General features: G+C 69.7%; 15 protein-coding genes and 4 pseudogenes. 10 read left to right on the top strand and 9 right to left on the bottom strand.

Annotated features, from left to right (window positions below):
- From ACWCPN_RS33770 to ACWCPN_RS33755, 4 genes are read right to left on the bottom strand one after another with little or no spacing between them, the layout of a single operon-like run.
- Positions 1 to 1,317 carry a type III PLP-dependent enzyme gene (locus ACWCPN_RS33770; protein WP_451214231.1) on the bottom strand — a complete coding sequence of 439 codons (1,317 nt, stop codon included), beginning with the start codon at positions 1,315 to 1,317 and terminating at the stop codon, positions 1 to 3.
- Entirely contained in the window at positions 1,310 to 2,863 is a 1,554-nt protein-coding gene (locus ACWCPN_RS33765) for a class I adenylate-forming enzyme family protein (protein WP_451214228.1), read from the bottom strand. Before ACWCPN_RS33765 ends, ACWCPN_RS33770 begins: the two co-directional genes overlap by 8 nt.
- Positions 2,860 to 4,122 carry an acyl carrier protein gene (locus ACWCPN_RS33760; protein WP_451214225.1) on the bottom strand — a complete coding sequence of 421 codons (1,263 nt, stop codon included), beginning with the start codon at positions 4,120 to 4,122 and terminating at the stop codon, positions 2,860 to 2,862. Before ACWCPN_RS33760 ends, ACWCPN_RS33765 begins: the two co-directional genes overlap by 4 nt.
- Entirely contained in the window at positions 4,119 to 4,388 is a 270-nt protein-coding gene (locus ACWCPN_RS33755) for an acyl carrier protein (RefSeq protein ID WP_451214222.1), read from the bottom strand. The genes ACWCPN_RS33760 and ACWCPN_RS33755 overlap by 4 nt, the downstream gene beginning before the upstream one ends.
- A gap of 1,007 nt (positions 4,389 to 5,395) precedes the next feature.
- On the opposite strand from ACWCPN_RS33755, the gene ectA reads away from it, so the two are divergent.
- The 5 genes and pseudogenes from ectA to ACWCPN_RS33730 form a co-directional block, all read left to right on the top strand.
- A complete protein-coding gene (gene ectA / locus ACWCPN_RS33750) occupies positions 5,396 to 5,959 on the top strand; it encodes a diaminobutyrate acetyltransferase (protein WP_451214220.1) in 564 nt (187 codons plus the stop codon).
- Positions 5,956 to 6,786 carry an enoyl-CoA hydratase-related protein gene (locus tag ACWCPN_RS33745; protein WP_451214217.1) on the top strand — a complete coding sequence of 277 codons (831 nt, stop codon included), beginning with the start codon at positions 5,956 to 5,958 and terminating at the stop codon, positions 6,784 to 6,786. The genes ectA and ACWCPN_RS33745 overlap by 4 nt, the downstream gene beginning before the upstream one ends.
- 215 nt (positions 6,787 to 7,001) lie before the next feature.
- The gene (locus tag ACWCPN_RS33740; RefSeq protein ID WP_451214214.1) at positions 7,002 to 7,322 is read left to right on the top strand and encodes a hypothetical protein; all 321 of its coding nucleotides are present in this window, start codon (positions 7,002 to 7,004) and stop codon (positions 7,320 to 7,322) included.
- Between the two features lie 1,015 nt (positions 7,323 to 8,337).
- Positions 8,338 to 8,922 carry a hypothetical protein gene (locus ACWCPN_RS33735; RefSeq protein ID WP_451214211.1) on the top strand — a complete coding sequence of 195 codons (585 nt, stop codon included), beginning with the start codon at positions 8,338 to 8,340 and terminating at the stop codon, positions 8,920 to 8,922.
- Positions 8,904 to 9,014, top strand: a pseudogene (locus ACWCPN_RS33730) (IS21-like element helper ATPase IstB); the annotation flags it as partial. The gene ACWCPN_RS33735 and the pseudogene ACWCPN_RS33730, both read left to right, overlap by 19 nt.
- Before the next feature lie 52 nt (positions 9,015 to 9,066).
- Here ACWCPN_RS33730 and ACWCPN_RS33725 read toward each other — a convergent pair.
- Both ACWCPN_RS33725 and ACWCPN_RS33720 read right to left on the bottom strand, forming a co-directional pair.
- On the bottom strand, positions 9,067 to 9,462 hold the full coding sequence (locus ACWCPN_RS33725) for a GNAT family N-acetyltransferase (protein ID WP_451214208.1): 396 nt from the start codon (positions 9,460 to 9,462) through the stop codon (positions 9,067 to 9,069).
- Positions 9,459 to 11,450, bottom strand: a complete 1,992-nt coding sequence (locus ACWCPN_RS33720) for a Helicase associated domain protein (RefSeq protein ID WP_451214205.1) — start codon at positions 11,448 to 11,450, stop codon at positions 9,459 to 9,461. Before ACWCPN_RS33720 ends, ACWCPN_RS33725 begins: the two co-directional genes overlap by 4 nt.
- Positions 11,451 to 11,887: 437 nt before the next feature.
- Here ACWCPN_RS33720 and ACWCPN_RS33715 point away from each other — a divergent pair, with 437 nt between their 5' ends.
- The 4 genes and pseudogenes from ACWCPN_RS33715 to ACWCPN_RS33700 all read left to right on the top strand — a co-directional run bounded on the left by ACWCPN_RS33715 (position 11,888) and on the right by ACWCPN_RS33700 (position 14,723).
- Positions 11,888 to 13,102: a PP2C family protein-serine/threonine phosphatase gene (locus ACWCPN_RS33715; protein WP_451214202.1), complete on the top strand. Its 1,215-nt coding sequence runs from the start codon at positions 11,888 to 11,890 to the stop codon at positions 13,100 to 13,102.
- Positions 13,103 to 13,943: 841 nt separating this feature from the next.
- A pseudogene (locus tag ACWCPN_RS33710) lies at positions 13,944 to 14,295 on the top strand (transposase); the annotation flags it as partial.
- Between the two features lie 16 nt (positions 14,296 to 14,311).
- Positions 14,312 to 14,488 (top strand): annotated as a pseudogene (locus ACWCPN_RS33705) (ATP-dependent DNA ligase); the annotation flags it as partial.
- Positions 14,489 to 14,588: 100 nt separating this feature from the next.
- A complete protein-coding gene (locus ACWCPN_RS33700; protein WP_451214199.1) occupies positions 14,589 to 14,723 on the top strand; it encodes a hypothetical protein in 135 nt (44 codons plus the stop codon).
- A gap of 91 nt (positions 14,724 to 14,814) precedes the next feature.
- Here the strand turns inward: ACWCPN_RS33700 and ACWCPN_RS33695 are convergent, their stop codons facing one another.
- The gene (locus ACWCPN_RS33695; protein ID WP_451214196.1) at positions 14,815 to 15,657 is read right to left on the bottom strand and encodes an SDR family NAD(P)-dependent oxidoreductase; all 843 of its coding nucleotides are present in this window, start codon (positions 15,655 to 15,657) and stop codon (positions 14,815 to 14,817) included.
- A gap of 40 nt (positions 15,658 to 15,697) precedes the next feature.
- Positions 15,698 to 16,054 carry a nuclear transport factor 2 family protein gene (locus ACWCPN_RS33690; protein ID WP_451214193.1) on the bottom strand — a complete coding sequence of 119 codons (357 nt, stop codon included), beginning with the start codon at positions 16,052 to 16,054 and terminating at the stop codon, positions 15,698 to 15,700.
- A gap of 105 nt (positions 16,055 to 16,159) precedes the next feature.
- Between ACWCPN_RS33690 and ACWCPN_RS33685 the strand changes: the two genes are divergently transcribed.
- Positions 16,160 to 16,678 (top strand): winged helix-turn-helix transcriptional regulator, encoded by a 519-nt coding sequence (locus ACWCPN_RS33685; RefSeq protein WP_451214190.1) that lies wholly within the window; start codon positions 16,160 to 16,162, stop codon positions 16,676 to 16,678.
- Between the two features lie 226 nt (positions 16,679 to 16,904).
- Here the strand turns inward: ACWCPN_RS33685 and ACWCPN_RS33680 are convergent.
- Positions 16,905 to 17,247: pseudogene (locus ACWCPN_RS33680) on the bottom strand (transposase); the annotation flags it as partial.
- Positions 17,248 to 17,281 lie beyond the last annotated feature (34 nt).

The following is a 17,281-nucleotide window of genomic DNA, read 5'->3' as shown; positions in this document are numbered from 1 at the left end:
TCAGTCGCCGCGGCGGACGAAGGTCAGCCGGTCGCTGCGCAGCACCCGGTCCCCTTCGGTGACGATCTCCAGCGGGGCCGGGTGGCCGAGGAAGAGGACGAGGCTGGCGTGCAGGCCGTAGGCGCCGGTGTTCGGCACGGCGAGCAGGTCACCGGGTACGACCGCGGGCAGCGGGTGCGATCGCGCCCAGGTGTCGAGCGGGGTGCACAGGGGGCCGCAGATCATGGCGGGGCCGGGAGCTGTGGCGGTGTGCCCGGAGTCCGTGTCCGCGAGCCCGGTGGGCTGTGCCGCGTCGTCGTCCGGGCGGACTACGTCGGGATGCAGTGGCGGCACCCGGCGCAACCCGGCCATGCCGCCGAGATGGTTGATGCCTGCGTCCAGGACCACGACGCGCTGCCCGTGGGAGGTCTTCACGTCCAGCACGCGTGTCAGCAGGCGCCCGCAGGTGGCAGTCAGGTAGCGGCCCGACTCGAATGCCACCGTGGGTGCGTTGCGCCGCCAGCCGGGCAGGGCCTCGTCCAGCTCGCCCGCCAGGCGGTCCGCCAGCCCCGGGTAGGCGGGCAGTTCCCCGGCGCGGGCGTAGGGCGCGGCGAAGCCGCCTCCTAGGTCGATGGTGCGTAGCGGCACGCCGAAAGCCTGCTGCAGGGTGCGGGCAACGGTGATCGCCTCGGTGAAGGAGTTGCCGAGCGCCTCTTCCTCGGCGATGTTGGTCGCCAGGTAGAGGTGGAGGCCGTCGAGAGTGGCGTGCTCGCCGCCCCTGTACCGCTCGGGGTGGGCGGCGACGTCTTCGGCGTCGGCGCCGAAAGCGGATGGGTCCCCGGTCATGCGCAGTCCGGCTCCACGGCTGCCGCCGCCGGGGTTGATGCGCAGCAGGTAGGTGACGTTCACCCCGTGCCGGGCGGCGGCGCGGTCCAGTTGGCCGATGCCGTACTCGGAGTCCACGGCGAAGTCGCGCACCCCCGCCGCGAGGGCCCTGTCGATATCTTCGTCGCGCTTGCCGGGGCCGGTGCAGAGGATGTCGCGGGCCGGTACCCCGGCCTCCAGGGCGGCGTCCAGTTCGCCGGGTGAGCTGACTTCGGCCCGGCAGCCGAGGCTGTGCAGCGCGGACACCACCGCCGGGTGCGGGTTGGCCTTGAGCGAGTAGTACAGCTCGCTGGGTTGCGGCAACCACGACCTCAGCTTGGCGTGTGCGGAGCGGAGTGCGGCCAGGTCGTAGACGTAGGCGGGGGTCGTCGCGCCGGGCGGAACGGAGGGACCGGCAGGTCGCGCGTCGCGGGCGTGCCCGGTCGACCCGACGTGCGTCGCGGTGTCAGTCATGGCAGGCCTCCGAGAACCGGGCGGCCAGTGCGGCCTTCGCGGTCTTGCCGTTGGCGTTGACGGGCAGGGTGTCGACCGAGCGGCACACCCGGGGCACCTTGTAGTCCTCCAGGTGCTCGCGCAGCCGTGGGAGGACGGTGGCGGTATCGGCGGTGCCGGTGACCACCAGGACGGCCTCCGGACGGGTCCCGTCGGGTGTCAAAACGGCAGCGGTGTCCACGTCGGGCAACCGGCGGGCGGCCGCCTCGACCTCGACAGCGCTGACGCGGAAGCCGTCCTGCTTGTAGATGTCGTCGCGCCGGCCGGCGAAGTACAGCCGTCCCTCCTCGTCGGTCCAGCCGTAGTCACCGGTGCGCAGCTCGGGGAAGAGGCCGTCGCGCCGCGGGAAGCGGGAGGCGGTGAGTTCGGGGCGCCGCCAGTAGCCGGCCATCACGTTCGGTCCGCGCACGGTGATCTCGCCGACCTCGCCCGCCGGGAGCCGTGCGCCCGCCTCGTCCACCACGAAGACTTCGGTGCCGTTCAACGGCAGCCCGCAGCTGCCCGGTCGGGTCAGGTCCTCGTCCGGTTCGCAGATGGTGAGCCGCTTGCACTCGGTGAGCCCGAACATCAGCTGCACTCGCAGTCCCGGCAGCTCTTCACGCAGTCCTTGCGGGATGTCGGCGGGCAGCGCGGCTCCGGTGTTGGTGAGCAGCCGCAGCGGCGGCCGTTCCGCGTCCCGCCGTCGGCGCAGCAGCTTCAGCAGTGCAGTGGAGACGGGTGGGACGGCCGGCAGTACGGTCGCCCGGCTGCGCAGCAGGTTGGCCAGCAGCGCAGGGCCGGACTCGGTGGCGGAGCCGAGCCACACGTGGCTTCCCGCGAGCGCGGACAGGAAGACCTGGTACAGGCCGTAGTCGAAGGAGAGCGGCAGCGGGCAGTAGACGACGTCCTCAGCGCGGTAGGCCAGTCGCTCGGCGATGGCGTGGACGGCGAACATCATCTGCTGATGGGTGGAGACCACGGCTTTGGGCATCGCGGTGGTGCCGGAGGTGTAGATCAGGCACACGGGGTCGACGGGGAGCGGGCCTTCCGCGGTGGTGAATCCGTCCGGGCGAGCGGTGTCGGCCGCGCGTTCCGCGGTGTCGGCTCCCGGCTCGATGTACGACAGGACGTCCATGTCTTCGGGGGCGGCCACGGGGACGCCCGCCTCGCGCGCGGCATCCCGGGTGGCGGGCGACGCGGCGACGGCGAGGGCCGGTTCGCAGTCGGCCAGCACGTGCCGCAGCACGTCGCCGCGCACCTGCTCGTGCAGGACGGAGAAGACGACGCCCAGCCGTGAGGCCCCGAACAGCAACGGCACCAGGACGGGGCCGACGTCGCTGGTCACCACGAGCCGGTCCCCGCGGCGCAGTCCTCGGGCGGCCAGATCTGCCGCACAGCGGTGGCTGGCCAGGACCACTTCCGCGCGGCTGAGGGTGGACTCACCGCAGGTGACCGCCGGGGTGCCGGGTCCGGTGACGGGGTTGTCGAGGAGTTCGTGCAGCACGGTCGCGTGCGGGCGAGCGCTCATGCGTGCGTCACCTCCGCTCCGGCGGAGGTGCGCAGCACGAGTTCGACCAGGCCGTCGACGCTTCGCAGAACGGCCGGGGCCAGGTCCTCGGAGGCGAACTCCACGTGGTAGGCGTCCTCCAGCCGCTCCACCGTCTCCACCATCTGGAAGGAGGCGAAACCCTCCAGCCGGTTCAGATCGTCGGTGGCGGCGACCTCCTCGGGGGCGGCGCCCAGGACGTCGGCGACGGTGTTCACCACCGTCCGGCGTACCTGTGCGGGCTCATGGGGCATGACGTCTCCTGGTCCTCCGAGGGCCGATTCGCTGGCGAAGCCGGCGTCCGCGCGCAGCAGTTCGACGAGGGTGGTGTGGATCTGCGGGGGTACGGGGCGGCCGCGCTGCACCCGCCGTGCGGCCAGGTAGCACTGGCCGGCCAGGGTGTCCCAGGCGGCGGCCCGGTCGGCGGCGGTACGCGCGCGGGGGGAACCCGGCGCATGGTGGGCCGCCCAGGCGGCGTGCAGCCGCCGTGACCGGGCCAGCAGCCACGTTTCCAGCAGCAGGGCCGAGCAGGCCTCCCGCTGGTCCGGATGGTCGCGGAAGGCCGCCGCGTAGCGCTCCGGGCCGTCACCGGCCAGCAGCTGGGCCGCGTCCGCGGCGTTGCGGGCGAGGGTCTCGGAGACCTGCGGGCAGGTGGGGGCAGCGGGGCGCACCCGCACCGGCAGGGCGGGCGAGCCGTCGAACAGCGCAACGGCCTCGGCGCGGTCGTAGACGCACACCACCGGCTCCGCCCTGCCGTAGGGCGTCTCGTTGTCGTAGGCGTCCACCGCCTCGACGCGCGTTCCCCCGTCCACGGCCCGCAGCAGCACGCTGTGGTCCATGTGCTGGTGGCCGTGGTACGGGAGCCACGGCATGCGGCATGCGTCGCCGACTACGTACATGGGGCTGCCGTCCTCGGGCAGCAGGTCCAGCAGTGCGCGACCGTCTGTCAGGGATCGCCCGGTCTTCAGGTCGAGTCCGAGCGGGCCGGCCATCTGTTCGATCTGGTCGGCCGTCGACCGCTCGACGGTGGGTAAGGGGCTGTGGGTACCGGGGCGTGGAGCGAAGCGCACCCTGCCGCCCAGTTCGAGGTGGGCGCCCGGTCCGTGCCACGCGTCGGCGAGAACGGCGGCGTTGACCTGGATGCAGTCCAGGGAGGTGGTGTCGAGGCCCAGGATGGCGACGGCGAGCGGGTCGGCGGCGGCGTCGGACGCTGCGGCGCGGTTCTGCGCCGACGCGCTCACGCGACACGCTCCGCAGAGGCGGTCGTCGTCCGCACGATGTCCGCGAGGTCACCGACCGTGTAGACGCCGGCGAGCCGCTCGTCGGGGATGGTGAGGCCGAAGGAGTCCTCGATGGCCTCCAGCACCTGCACGATGGCCATCGAGTCCATCCGCAGGTCCTGCTCCAGCCGTGTGTCGACGGTGACCGTGACCGGAGGGGCGGTCAGGTGTTCGGTGTGTGCTCGGATGAGTGGCGCCAGGGCGCCAAGGACGTCGTTCGTGGTCATCAGTGGATGTCTCCTCCGCGTAAGGCAGCGGAACGGGCGTGTCGGCGGCTGAGCCGGCGGTCACCGTCGCGGTGGTCCGGGCGACGGTGGTCGGGCCGGGAGAGGGTCGTCGTGCCTCTTCGCCGTGGCGTAGGGCAGTACGACTCTTCGGGGGCGGGACGAGCCCGGTCGGTGTGTGAGGTGGGGAGCGGGGGGAGCGGTCGGGCCGCGTGTTCCACGCGTGTCGAACCCCGTTTGCCAGTGGGCGGCCGAGGGCGGACATCAGGTTGTGCGTCGGCTCCCCGGGCGGCTCGGATCGGGATTTTCCGCCTGGCGTCTCAGGAGGTGAAGACGCCGCGCCAACAAATGCGTACGGAAGGAACGGGCTCCGCGAAGAGGGTTCCGTACCGGGACGCGCACTTCATACAGCTCTCGTTTCATCGTCGTCGATCCTGCGTCGACAGGACCTCGTGCGAGGTTGCGTGAGGGATGTACGACTAGCCAGCCAGAACATATCCATGCGAACGAATCTCGGAGTGTCTAAAAATAAGCAGCGGAAGGCCGTCCTCCATTTCAAACCGACGAGTGAAGATCCTTCGCGAAATATCGACCGTTCCCATGAGGTCACTGGTGAGGTCCATGATCTTCTTCGTCGGGCGTCACAGTGAGCACGGACGGGGCGCGCCAAAGACCCTTGCCGCCGGCATAGGTGGCAGGCGGGAAACCGCCGTCTTCTCTTCCCGCTTGCGTCGGCCCGCCGAGCTGTGTAAGTGTTTTGAGCGACCTGACGTGGCCCGTCTTGGCCATGCCTGACAAGATTTCAGAGCTTCTGAAATCGGGGCGCCCGGACTTTTTTGATGCGCCACGCTCCCATTGGCGCCGACCATCCCTCATTCGGGACACCATCGGTGCCGGGAAAAAGAAAACGCGCCGTACGGAACGACAGCGCGAAAGTGCCGGCGCAGACGCAGTCCGAGCCTGACGATCCGATTCCTCAGCAGTAGCCGTCGAATACCCGAAAGGCCCTCATGAGCGACTCCGACGCCCCTGACGTCACCCTGCGCGCCCCTAGCCCAGCGGACGCTCCGGCGGTGTGGCGGCTGGTGCGCGACTCCGAGATCCTCGACACCAACAGCCTCTACTACTACAACCTCTGGTTCCGGGACTTCGCCGACACCTCCGTCGTCGCGGCGACCGACGAAGGCCGGATCGTCGGCTTCGTCACCGCCTACCTGCGCCCGAGCCGCCCCGACACCCTGATGGCCTGGCAGTCGGCCGTGGATCCCGGCCAACACGCCCCCGGCCTCGCCATACGGATGATGCACGAGCTCGCCGACCGCGCCGCCGGCCGCGGAGCCGCCTGCGTCGAGACCACCATCAATCCCGGCAATCGCGCTGTCGCCCTTATGCTGCGGAGGTTCGCTCACGAACGCGGACTCGAGGTGCACACCGAGATCCTTTTCACCACCGAGGACTTCCCCGGCGAGGAGGGACAGGCCCACCCCCCGGAGGTGCTGTACCGCATGACGCCCGGCGTGCCGGCCCGGGACCCGGCGGCCTCCACCGCCGTGGCCACCGCGAGCCCGCGATGAACGACGCACCGTTCCACCTCACGGTCCAGGACGAACTCGCCCTGGTCACCATCGTCGGCAGCGGCAGGGGAAACGCACTCGGAGGCACCTTCTGGGAGGGCCTGCGGGACTTCATGGAGAACGCCCGCCTGCGCGACGACATCCGCCTCATCGCCCTCGCCGGCGAGGGGCAGACCTTCTCCGTGGGCATGGACCTGCGGTGGTACGTCGTGCGGCTCCGCCGAGCCCAGCGCTCGCAGAACGTTTCCTTCATGGACGAGGACGTAGGCCTCCTTCAGGAGGCGGTGACCGCCGTCGCCGATTGCCCCAAGCCGGTCGTCGCCCTCATCGACGGTGCGTGCACCGGAGCCGCCCTCGAACTGGCCGGCGCCTGCGACATCCGCTACGCCACCCGCCAAGCCAGTTTCGCTCTGCCCGAGGCCGAGTTGGGAGTCGTCGCCGACCTCGGCGGTCTGCAACGCCTCCCGTTGCTGATCAACCAGGGACATCTACGGGAACTGGCGTTCACCGGCCGCACCATCGACGCAGCACGGGCACGGGACATCGGCTTGGTCAACGACGTGTTCCCGGACGCCGCAACCCTCCACCACGCGGCTCGGGCACTTGCCGACGACCTGCGCCGCCATCCGGCACACGTCATGGAAGGCATCAAGCGCACCCTCGACCTCGTCCACCGAGAGAGCACAAGGCAGGGTCTCGACCACTCCGCCCGGTGGAACACCGCTCACACCGGGCCGGACGGGTTGAGCCAGGCCATGGCCGCCCGGCTGCGTCGCACCGCCGCACCCGACGACGGCGACCGCCTGAGGACCCCGGCCGCGTCCTGAGCCCGTCCCTCGCCGGTACGTCGACCGACTCGCCCCGAACACGGCCTTCACCGGCGCGGAGTATCCACGGCACCGACCCTGGAGGAGTACCTCACATGAGCCAGCCCGACCCGATGCGATGCCGGTCACGTCGCGTTCTCGTCCGCGGTCTCGCACCGCGCTTCGCACTCATCATGTGCGACCCTCGAGTCGCCTACGCACTACACGTGTCCTGCGTGGACGACACCATCGAAATCCACTACGCCGAGAGCCACATCAGCTGCCGGCTGCTGCGGCCGCGCTCCACAGGTCCTGTGCTGTGTGCCTTTCGCGTGACCCACCTCGCCCCCGACGGCTCGGCCGAGGAGCGCCACCGCATGGACGTCGTTCTCGACGGCACTCCCGGATCCGCCGCCCAGTGCGAAGCCGTGCTTCAACGAGTCCACGCCTTCCGCTGCGCGGGCACCGCCTCCCGCATCCGGCTCGCCACCCGCGTCCCGCGGCCCGAGAACCCCCTGCGGTGGGCGCTCGACCACGCCTACCTGGCCGCAGCGTGAGGGACACGTCGGCAGCGCGTGGAGCGGAGAGCGTGGAGGCGGAGTCGCGGATTCATCGCGCCTCCCGGCGGAGATCCTCGACGTGACGGCCTCCCTGAGGGCCTTGGGCGCGGTTGCGGTGCCTCAGCGGTTCGGGAAGCGTCCCGGTTACGGATGAGGACCGCTACGCCGCGAGGCGTGTCAGACTGCTGTTCATGACTCACAACCGAAAGGGCCATGCCGCGTAGGCGCCCCTCACGCCTCCGGGCGGAGAACAGGTACTCCGGTGCGCGTTGCACCTTCTCGAAGATCGGTCAGGTTTCCGGTCCGGCTCAAGCGCAGATCATTCGGTTGGAACGGACTCGGCTCCAGCCAGGGCTGATCGAACAGGCCCTCTCCCGCTGGGCTGCCATCGCGAGAGCACCGATGGATCAGCTCCCATCGCCCTTCAGTGACCGATGCGGTGTCCCCGCATGCTGCCCCGAACCGGCGGATGAGCGAGATCTACTGGAGTTGGCGATCTGTGCTCTCCCCAAGGAGAGCTCACGCGAGCTCCGCAGGATCGTGCAGCCTCTGGATCTGAAGATCCTTGAACGTCCCGACGCCGTGCCGTACGGTGATCCGCCGCATCGTTGGTGGCGGAGCGCCTTCTGAACGAGCCGTTCCCGCGAGGTTACAGGTCCGCAGGTCAGCGACAGGACCCTCGACTTCTTCGCTGCTGACGCGCCAGGGCCGCGGCCCCAGGAGCGGCACAGTCGCTCTCGCCAGCGCACACCAGGACGTCACTGGCTAGACCCCCAAGACTCGGAAGCCGACGAAGATCGACGTGGGCAGTAGCGTCGCGAGTCCTAGCCCCCATAGGAGGCTGGGCCGCCAGCCGGCACCGCCGACTGGCTTTGTTCACGAGCTGCGTCAGCGGTTGTACATGGGTTTGGGAGGCGCCCAGATCCACGGTCGGGTGATGTTCACGAGTTTTGTCAGCACCGAGGTACTTGCCAGGACAGCATCGGGGTGTTCCCGGTGAAAGGTCCTGGTCATGCCGCAGATGTCGAAGGTCGAGCTGTACGCGGCGATCCGGCGGGACCACCGGGCCGGCATGACGATGCGGGAGCTGGAGCGCAAGTACAACGTGGCCTGGCGGACGGTGCGCAAGGCCCTGAATTCCGCGTGGCCGGAGCCGCGCAAGCCGTTGCCGCCCCGGCCGTCGGCGCTGGATCCGTACAAGGCGGTGATCGACGGGATCCTGAGGGCCGACTTTGATGCGCCGCGCAAGCAGCGGCACACAGTCACGAGGATCTTCCACCGGCTGGTCGAGGAACACAGCGCCGACGTGTCGTATCCGATGGTCAGGCGCTATGTCGCCGATCGGAAGCCGCAGATCGCGGTGGAGGCGGGCAAGGCGCCCATTGAGGCGTTCATCCCGCAGACCCATCCGCCCGGCATGGAGGCGGAAGTCGACTTCGGTGACGTGGCCGTGCGGCTCGCCGGCGAGCTGGTGACCTGCTACCTGTTCTCCTTCCGCCTCTCGTATTCGGGCAAGGCTGTCCACCGCGTGTTCGCCTCTGCCGGCCAGGAAGCCTTCTTCGAGGGGCACGTGCACGCGCCATCGTCGACCGTCTGACCTTCAACGGCGCGATCATCGAGACCGGCACCGACTCCTACCGGCTGGCTAGTACCAGGGCCCGTGCCGAGGAACACGTCGTCGCCAGCTGAAGATCTTCCTCTCGGCCTCTGAGCACCTGGCCAGGGGCCGGGAGACCAAGGATCACAACGCGATCAGTCCCGCCGCCGTCGCTCTGAAGCCGCAGGCATCGAAGTAGAACGTCCGCAAGTGCTCTTCGAAGTCGACATGCAGCCACTCACACCCGGCCGAACGGCATCCCTCAGCAGCCGCCCTGATCAGCGCGGTTCCCACTCCGTTCGAACGACGGCGCCGAGCGACGACCGTATCCAGAACGAATGCATGGACTCCGCCGTCCCAGGCGACGTTGACGAAGCCAACCAAACGATCATCTTCCCAAGCGCAGACCCAGCCAAGGCTGTGACGTTGAAGCCTTGCCCGCCAGTCCGTCTGCCCGACGGGATGATCAAACCCTTCGGCATGCAACTCGTTCAGAGCTGAGTTGTCGACGTCGCCTCGCCACTCATACGTGATCGTCATGGCCCGAACCTAGTGACCATCGGTGCCGGACTACAGGACGGGTCGACTCTCCCAGCCTCAGCTGCCGTCAAAACTGCTGAACAACAAGCGCGTCGAAGATCGGTATGTGCTGCTCGAACTCGTCGACAACTGCTGCCGCAACAGACGAACGAAGCCATGAGGGCCTCGGCGCGGGCGGCGTGGAGTTCGTTTTTGGTGGCGAGGTGGCGTTGTTCGGCGAGCCAGGCGCCGACGGGGGTGGTGGCGGGGGCGGCGAGGTGACCGTGGGTGCGGTGGTAGTCGGCTGCGGCGGCGAGGCGGGCGCGCCAGGCGGCGTCGTGCTTGTCCCAGATCATGCCCAGCGCGTCGAGTTCGGCAATCCAGTCGGCGTCGGCATCGGCGTCGAGGCGGCCGGCTTTCGCCGCGTCGCGCATGCTGGTGATGAAGGTGCCGAGCCGGTATCCGGTGGGGTCGGTGTAGTCGGCGGGCACGTCGAGGTGGCCGTACTGGTCGCGGTAGGAGCAGGCGGCGGCGAGGCCGAGGCGGCGGGAGCGGGAGACGGCCGGGTCGCGGGGGTCGAAGGAGATGAGGTCCATCGCCTGGGCGATGCGTTCGGGGTGGACGGTGAAGTCGAAGTGCCAGCGCCGGGCGATGACGTCGCTGGTCTCGCGTGGGAGGCGGTTGGCCTTGTCGGGGAGGCGTTCGAGGATGCGGTGGTCGTGGCTGGCCAGCGCGCAGACGATCGCCCACACCGGCTCATACGCGGTGCCGAAGATGTTCTCGGCGTCGGCGCCGGGCGGGATGTAGACGGGGACGATGAGGGAGGCGGTCTTGCCGGAGACGTCCAGGCGCAGGGCGCGGCCGAGGGCCTGGACGCAGCGGATGACACTGCGGGTGGGGTCGGCGAAGACGATCGCGTCGACGGATGGGATGTCGGCGCGTTGTTCGGGGGTGTGCTCACCGTGGGCGAAGAACAGGCGCGGGTCGATGCCGGGCGCGAGGTGAGGGTCGGTCTTGGCCAGCAGGCGCAGGGTGTGCGGGAGTTCGCGGGCGAAGCGGCGGGCGTCGGAGACCAAGTTGAAGTAGACCAGCACCTTCTGCAGACCGTGCTCGGCCATGGCGCGCAGCACGGACAGGTGCAGGGCGGTGGTGCGCAGCGCACCGTCGTCTGTCGCCTCCTGGGCGGCGGTGCCGGTGGGCGTGGTGCCGGGGGCGGGCAGGTTCAGGCGGCGGCGCAGGTCGGTGTCGGTGAGGGTGGGCACCACGATCCGGTAGTCCGCAGCCCGGCCGTCTTCCACGGCCCTCGCGAGTGGATATTCGACGACCCTCTTGCCGTACACCTGTTCGTTGTCCATGGAGTTGGCGACCGCGTCCACCACCTGCTCCCCCTGCGGGCGCCTTCGGCGCGGGCGGATCAGGTCGGCTGACTCGGCCAGTTCCGGGGCGGCGAAGATGCGGGGCGTGGCCGTCATGTAGAGGCGGCGGCCGACACGGATGCGATGCGTGTCGTTGACGATCGCCCACTTCTTGTCGGCCCGACCCGCGATCCGGTGCGCCTCGTCCATCACCGCCAGGTCGAACGGCGGCACCGCATACCCCGTGTTCTGGGTCTCCTCGATCTTGTTCAGGGAGTCGTAGGTGCAGATCACCGTCAACGCCCGGATCTGGTCCTCCCCCTCCCCCACCACCGACATCAGCCCGCCCAACGCATACGGGTCGGCGGTCGACAGGACACGAGCCGCCACCAGATCGGCCCTGCCTTCGGCGTCCATCGAGGACACGATCACCATGTGCTCACCGTGGCCGTCCGCCCGCCACGCCAGCGCGGTCTGCGCCGCCAGATCGAGCGTGGGCACCACGAACAGCACCAGCCGCGCGCCGAGTTCGTCCGCCACCCGGATCGACACCAGCGTCTTGCCGGTCCCGGTCGCCGACACATACAGCCCGCGCGTGCCCGGGCGGCGCAGGTGCCGCGCCAGCCGGCCCACCGCGTACACCTGATCGGGCAACAACGTCTTCCGCCCAGACGGAGGGGACGGAATACCGGCGACAACGCTCATCAGACGGGGGCTTCCTCAACAGGCGGCGAGCAGCAGGCCAGTCCCACACCCGCACAGCGGGTACCGCACACGACAGGCGCGTCGATCGCTGCGGCCGGACGGGGGCATAGACATAGGCGGCAGCCTAGAGCCCAGGACCGACACAACGGGCCTCACTACTCATCCCAGCCATATCCTCGGCCCGGCTGACGCGGGGCTACTGTCCTTGCGGCCGGATGCCCGGGATCGGCGGCCGCAGGGCCATCACGTGGGACGCCGGGCGATGTGCTGTGTCAGCAGCCGGCCTGGCTTCCTGATCGGGTTGCCGCCGGTAGAGGAAGGCCCGGGCCTCCGCCAGGAGGATGCCGGTAAGCGTGATTTGCACCATTTCTCCATATCCTGCGTCCATGACTATCGACTACGCGGCAGTCTTCCAAGCGCTGCCGGGCGCGGTCGCTCTGCTGACTCCCGATCTGGTCTTCGCCGACGCCAACCTCGCCTGGCTGCGCCAGGCCGGACGCAGCCGCGACCAGGTGGTGGGCCGCTACCTCTTCGACGCCTTCCCCAGCAGCCCGCGGGACCCGGCAGCTTCCGGCGCCCGCCACCTGGAGGCATCCCTGCGCGCGGTTCTGGCCAACCGCGAGATCGACATGGACCTGCAGCGCTACGACGTGGAATCCGCGCAGCGCCCCGGCCATTGGGAGGAGCGCTACTGGAGCTCGGTCAACGCGCCCGTCTTCGCGCCCGACGGCCACATCACCCTGTTGATCCACCGTGTCGAGGAAGTCACCGAACTGCTGCGCGCCACCAGCCGGCCGGACGGCTCACGCCGGCTCGAGGCCGAGCTCTTCAGCCGGATGCGGCAGCTGCACGAAGTCAACGAGCGCCTGCGTCGCGCCCATGCCCGCGAGCGTGAGGTCGCCCTCGCCCTGCAGCGCGCCATGCTCCCCGTTCCGCCCCCGATCGGCCATCACCGGTTCGCCGTGCGCTACCGGCCCGCGGTCGGCTCCCTCAACGTCTGCGGCGACTGGTACGACCTGGTCCAGCTCCACGACGGCGACAAGATCGCCGTGGCCGTCGGCGATGTCGTCGGCCACGGCCTTAAGGCCGCAGGCATCATGGGCCAGCTCCGCAGCGCCCTGTCCGCCACCTCCCTGGTCGCCACCGGCCCCGCGCAGGCCCTCGAGGCCCTCGGCCGGTACGCGCACTGCGTCACCGGCGCCGAGTCCACCACCGCGGTGACCGCCTTCATCGACTTCAGCCGCCACCTCATCACCTACTCCAGCGCCGGCCACCTCCCTGCGGTCCTTCTTCGCGGCGACGGCACTGTGGAGTTGCTGGACCAGGCGACCGATCCGCCGCTGGATGCCGTCTTCGAGCCCAGCCCCCGGCCGGAAGCCACCACCGCCTTCACCGACGGCGACACCCTCCTGCTCTACACCGACGGCCTGATCGAACGCCGCCACCAGGACATCGACACCGGACTCACCCAACTCACCGACGCCCTCACCCGCCACCGAGACCTCACCAACCCCGAAGCACTCGCCGACGCCGTGATCAACGACCTCATCCCCGCCCAAGGCGTCACAGACGACACCGCCCTCGTCGTCGTCAGCCTGTGAGGCGTGTCGGTGCTCGCGTTGCGCGTCTTAGGGCAGCCGGACCGTTGCGGCGGCCCGGCTGCCCGCGGTGGTCTATGCCGCGCAGCCGAGCTGGTGCTCGGCCGGGTGGCCGCGCAGCGTTCCGGCCACCACCGACATCGAGTTCTTCGCCGGCTCTCCGGGCTCGTGGCCGCCACGCGCGGGGCGCAGCGGGGCTGCTTGTCAGTGGGGGCGCGTAGCGTGAGCCGGTCCACCGAGCTCGCAGCAGGAATGGCCATGTTCGGAGAGCAGTCCGCGTCTGTCGCCGTGCCGGCCGCGCGGCAGCGTCGGCCGCGGCGGTCGTTGGTCCGTCATGGCCAGGCGTCGTGCGCCGACTACGGCTGCACCCGCGCCGAGTGCCGCCAGGCAGCGCTGCGTGCCCGCCGCCGGCGCGACCAGGACCGTGCGCGTGGGTTGTCCGCTCGTGTCCCTCCGCATGCCGCCGCACGGTGGGCGGTCCGGCTGCGCGAGCGGGGCATGTCCGCACAGGACATCGCCGACCGGGCCGGGCTGTCCGTGACCTTGGTCCGCCGCGTGCTACGCGCCTCGGCAGACGGCCAGACGGCCAGACGGTCCGGGACATAGCCCGCACCTCCGCCGACGCCATCCTCGGCATCCCTCTCCCCCACCGACAGCGCCCGCACCCGCGCCGCAGCCACCCGACGCACCACGACGACGACCGACTGATGCGGGCGGCTCCAACCCACGCCCTGACGTGCCGCGCGAGAGTCTGGCCTGCCTGCGCGGGCTGGGAGATGGAGGCGTGTGCCCGGCCGGGGCGCGGCCGGGTCGTCGGGGGCGGCATCGACTATCCGCCTCTCTACCCAACGACGTCACCCGGCTCCTGCCCTTGCTCGACAAGATCCCGGCCATTGCCGGTGTCGTCGGCCGCCCCCGGCGCAGACCGGATGTCCTGCTGGCCGACCGCGGCTACGACCACGACAAGTACCGGCGTCTGCTGCGGCCGCGCGGCATCCGGCCGGTCATCGCCGAACGAGGCCGAACACGGCTCTGGCCTGGGCGTCTTCCGATGGGTGGTCGAGCGCACCATCGCCTGGCTCCACGGCATTCGTCGCCTGCGCATCCGCTGGGCACGACGCGACGACATCCACGAAGCATTCCTCGGCCTCGCCACTTGCCTGATCACCCACCGCCACGTCCAACGGCTCTGTTAGGACCTCTAAGGCGCATCTGCCGGATCAGCCAGCACTGGACGGCGAGCCGATCGCGTGGGACTGGGAGCAGGGCCGGCTCTCTTTCGAGCAGCTGCAGAACCGGCTGCACCAGCGCGGAGCCGGGGCCGAGCGGGCCGCCGAGCAGTGGCCGGCGCAGTTCGTGGCGTTCGACCTGCTGAGGCTGTCCGGCACTAACACCATCCCCTGGCCCTACACCCGGCGCCGAGGCCGCGCTGAAGAAGTTGTTCGCCCCTGGTCTGTCGGCGCATCGGGGTGGCGGACACGCTCCTCCCGTGGGCTGCAAGAGCTCCATGCTCGTCAAGGGAGCGCTGTACAAGGTGTACGAAGGTGCGCCGCATGGCCTCGGGATGGTGTCCAAGTTCGCTGAGCGGTTCAACGCCGACCTGCTGGACTTCGTGCGTAGCTGAGGCGCTCGAAGGTGGTCCCGCCGCCGGGAGCAAGGCGGGGCTTGTTCATCCCCCGGTCATTCGGCAGCGGCGCCAATTGGCCTGGTCTTGTTCAGTGGTCCTCGGGGAAGTCCGCGCTGCGCGAGGCAGTTTCGAAGGCTCGCAGCTCTGCCGCCATGTCTGTCAGCTGCCCCTGAACGGCCTCGTAGCCGTCGGCGCCCAGGACGATTCGGTGGGGCGGGGTGGGGCTGGTCATGGCGTCCAGGACGGCGCGTACCCCGCGGTGGGGGTCTCCGGGCTGCCGGCCGTCCTGTTCGACCATGGTGGAGCGGACGGATTGGATCAGGGGCAGGTAGGCGTCGACCGTCTCGTTCACGGCTTCGTCGGCGAACGACGCGTAGGCGTGCGTCCGGAAGGCGCCCGGCTCCACGGCCAGGACCTTGATGCCGAACGGGGCGACTTCGTGGCGCAGCGCGTCGGTGAGGCCTTCGATGGCGTACTTGGCGGCGCTGTAGTAGCCGAAGCCGGGTACGCTGCGCAGGCCGGCGACGGAGGACATGTTGATGATCCATCCGTTGCCGCGCTCTCGCATACCCGGCAGGACGGCGCGGAGCATCTGCGTGACGGAGAAGAAGTTCAGCTCGAAAGAGGTCCTGACGTCACTGTCGGGCGTGCCCTCGACGGAGCCGTACCATCCCCGGCCGGCGTTGTTGACCAGGACGTCGATGCCGCCGAAACGCTCTGCGGCGGCTTTGACGGCCTCGTGGACCTGCTGAGCGTCGGTGACGTCAAGAGGGTGGACGAGCGCCCGGTCGCCGTGGCGGGCGGCCCACTCGTCGAGCAGGTGGGGGCGGCGGGCGGTGAGGACGACGTTGTCTCCCCGTTCCAGGGCGGCGTCGGCGTAGGTCATGCCGAATCCGCCGGGAGTGCCGCCGGTGATGAACCAGGTCTTCATGTTGGTGGTGCTCCGGTGCGTGTCGGGTGGGGGCGGCCGGTCAGGGGGCGATGCTCAGTTCGCTGATCAGTCCGTGGGCCAGGGCGAAGCGGTAGCGCAGGTCGACCTTCCCGCCGGGGAAGTCCCCTTCCAGGCGCTGGTGGACGGTGTACTGGTCGGCTCCGTCACGTTCGGCACCGGTCAGCGTGGTGGTGTACGTGTACTCGGTGTCAGTCTGTCCGAGCCATCCAGTGATGGCCTCGGCGCCCTCGTAGGTGCGTCCGTCGTCCGTGACGGTGGCGTGCGGGGCGAAGGCCGTCGCAGCGGCCGAGGCGTCCTTGGCGGCGCGGCCCGCCAGGTAGCGGGTGATCGCATCGGGCAGGTCGGCGGGGTCGATCGGCGTCGGGTTCTGAGTCATGAGCTGTTCCTCTGCGCGGTGTCCATGCATCAGGGATGTGGGACCCTAGTTACTGCTAGAATAGAAGCTAGCGACTTCTACATTAGCAGTAACTTGGGAGGTGGCATGCCGAGCCGCATACGACTGGAGGACCGGGAGTGTCCGCTGTCGACGACGGCGCAGCACGTCGGCGAGTGGTGGACTCTGCTGATCCTGCATGACGCCTTTGACGGTTATACGCGCTTCGACCAGTTCCAGCAGAACCTGAACATCTCCACCAGCATGCTCACCGCGCGACTGAAGACTCTGGTTGCGGACGGCCTACTGGAACGACGCCTCTATCAGGACAAGCCGGCGCGTTACGAGTACGTGCTCACCGAGCGGGGCAGGTCCCTGCGGCCGGTGATCGTGGCTCTCGCCGCCTGGGGGAACCGGCACCTGGCGCCGCAGCAGCGATCGATGATCCTGGTGGACGCCGCCAGCGGGGAGGAGGTCGAGCCGGTCCTGGTCGACGCCCGCACGGGAAGACAGCTCGACGACAGTGAGGCGTTCGTCTTCGCCGCCGGCCCGGCCGCCAGCACCGCTATGCGCTCGCGGTACACCGAACTGCGCGGACAACGGCCGAGCGGGGCCGACACGCAATAGGCGTGCCCACCATTCGAAGTAGGCCACCCATGATCGTTCTCGCTGAGACTCGTTTTGCCGACCCCGGCCCGTAAGCGGGCACTTGACAAGTTCAGTGAAGCCAGCCGTCCCATTCGGGCTCCGCCGCCCAGCCCGCGGGCAGGTCGGGGTCGGACACGGGGGCGGCGAGCATCGGCTCCGGCAGCGTCCAGGTCATGAGCCCTGCCTTCCGCAGCTGTTAGAGGTCCTAACAGAGCCGTTGGACGTGGCGGTGGGTGATCAGGCAAGTGGCGAGGCCGAGGAATGCTTCGTGGATGTCGTCGCGTCGTGCCCAGCGGATGCGCAGGCGACGAATGCCGTGGAGCCAGGCGATGGTGCGCTCGACCACCCATCGGAAGACGCCCAGGCCAGAGCCGTGTTCGGCCTCGTTCGGCGATGACCGGCCGGATGCCGCGCAGCCGCAGCAGACGCCGGTACTTGTCGTGGTCGTAGCCGCGGTCGGCCAGCAGGACATCCGGTCTGCGCCGGGGGCGGCCGACGACACCGGCAATGGCCGGGATCTTGTCGAGCAAGGGCAGGAGCCGGGTGACGCGGGGAGGAGGCGTCCTTCCCGAACACCACGGA

Source organism: Streptomyces sp. NPDC002386, assembly GCF_053593175.1.
Note: the sequence above shows the minus strand (reverse complement) of the source record. Positions and strands in the feature narration are given on the sequence as shown.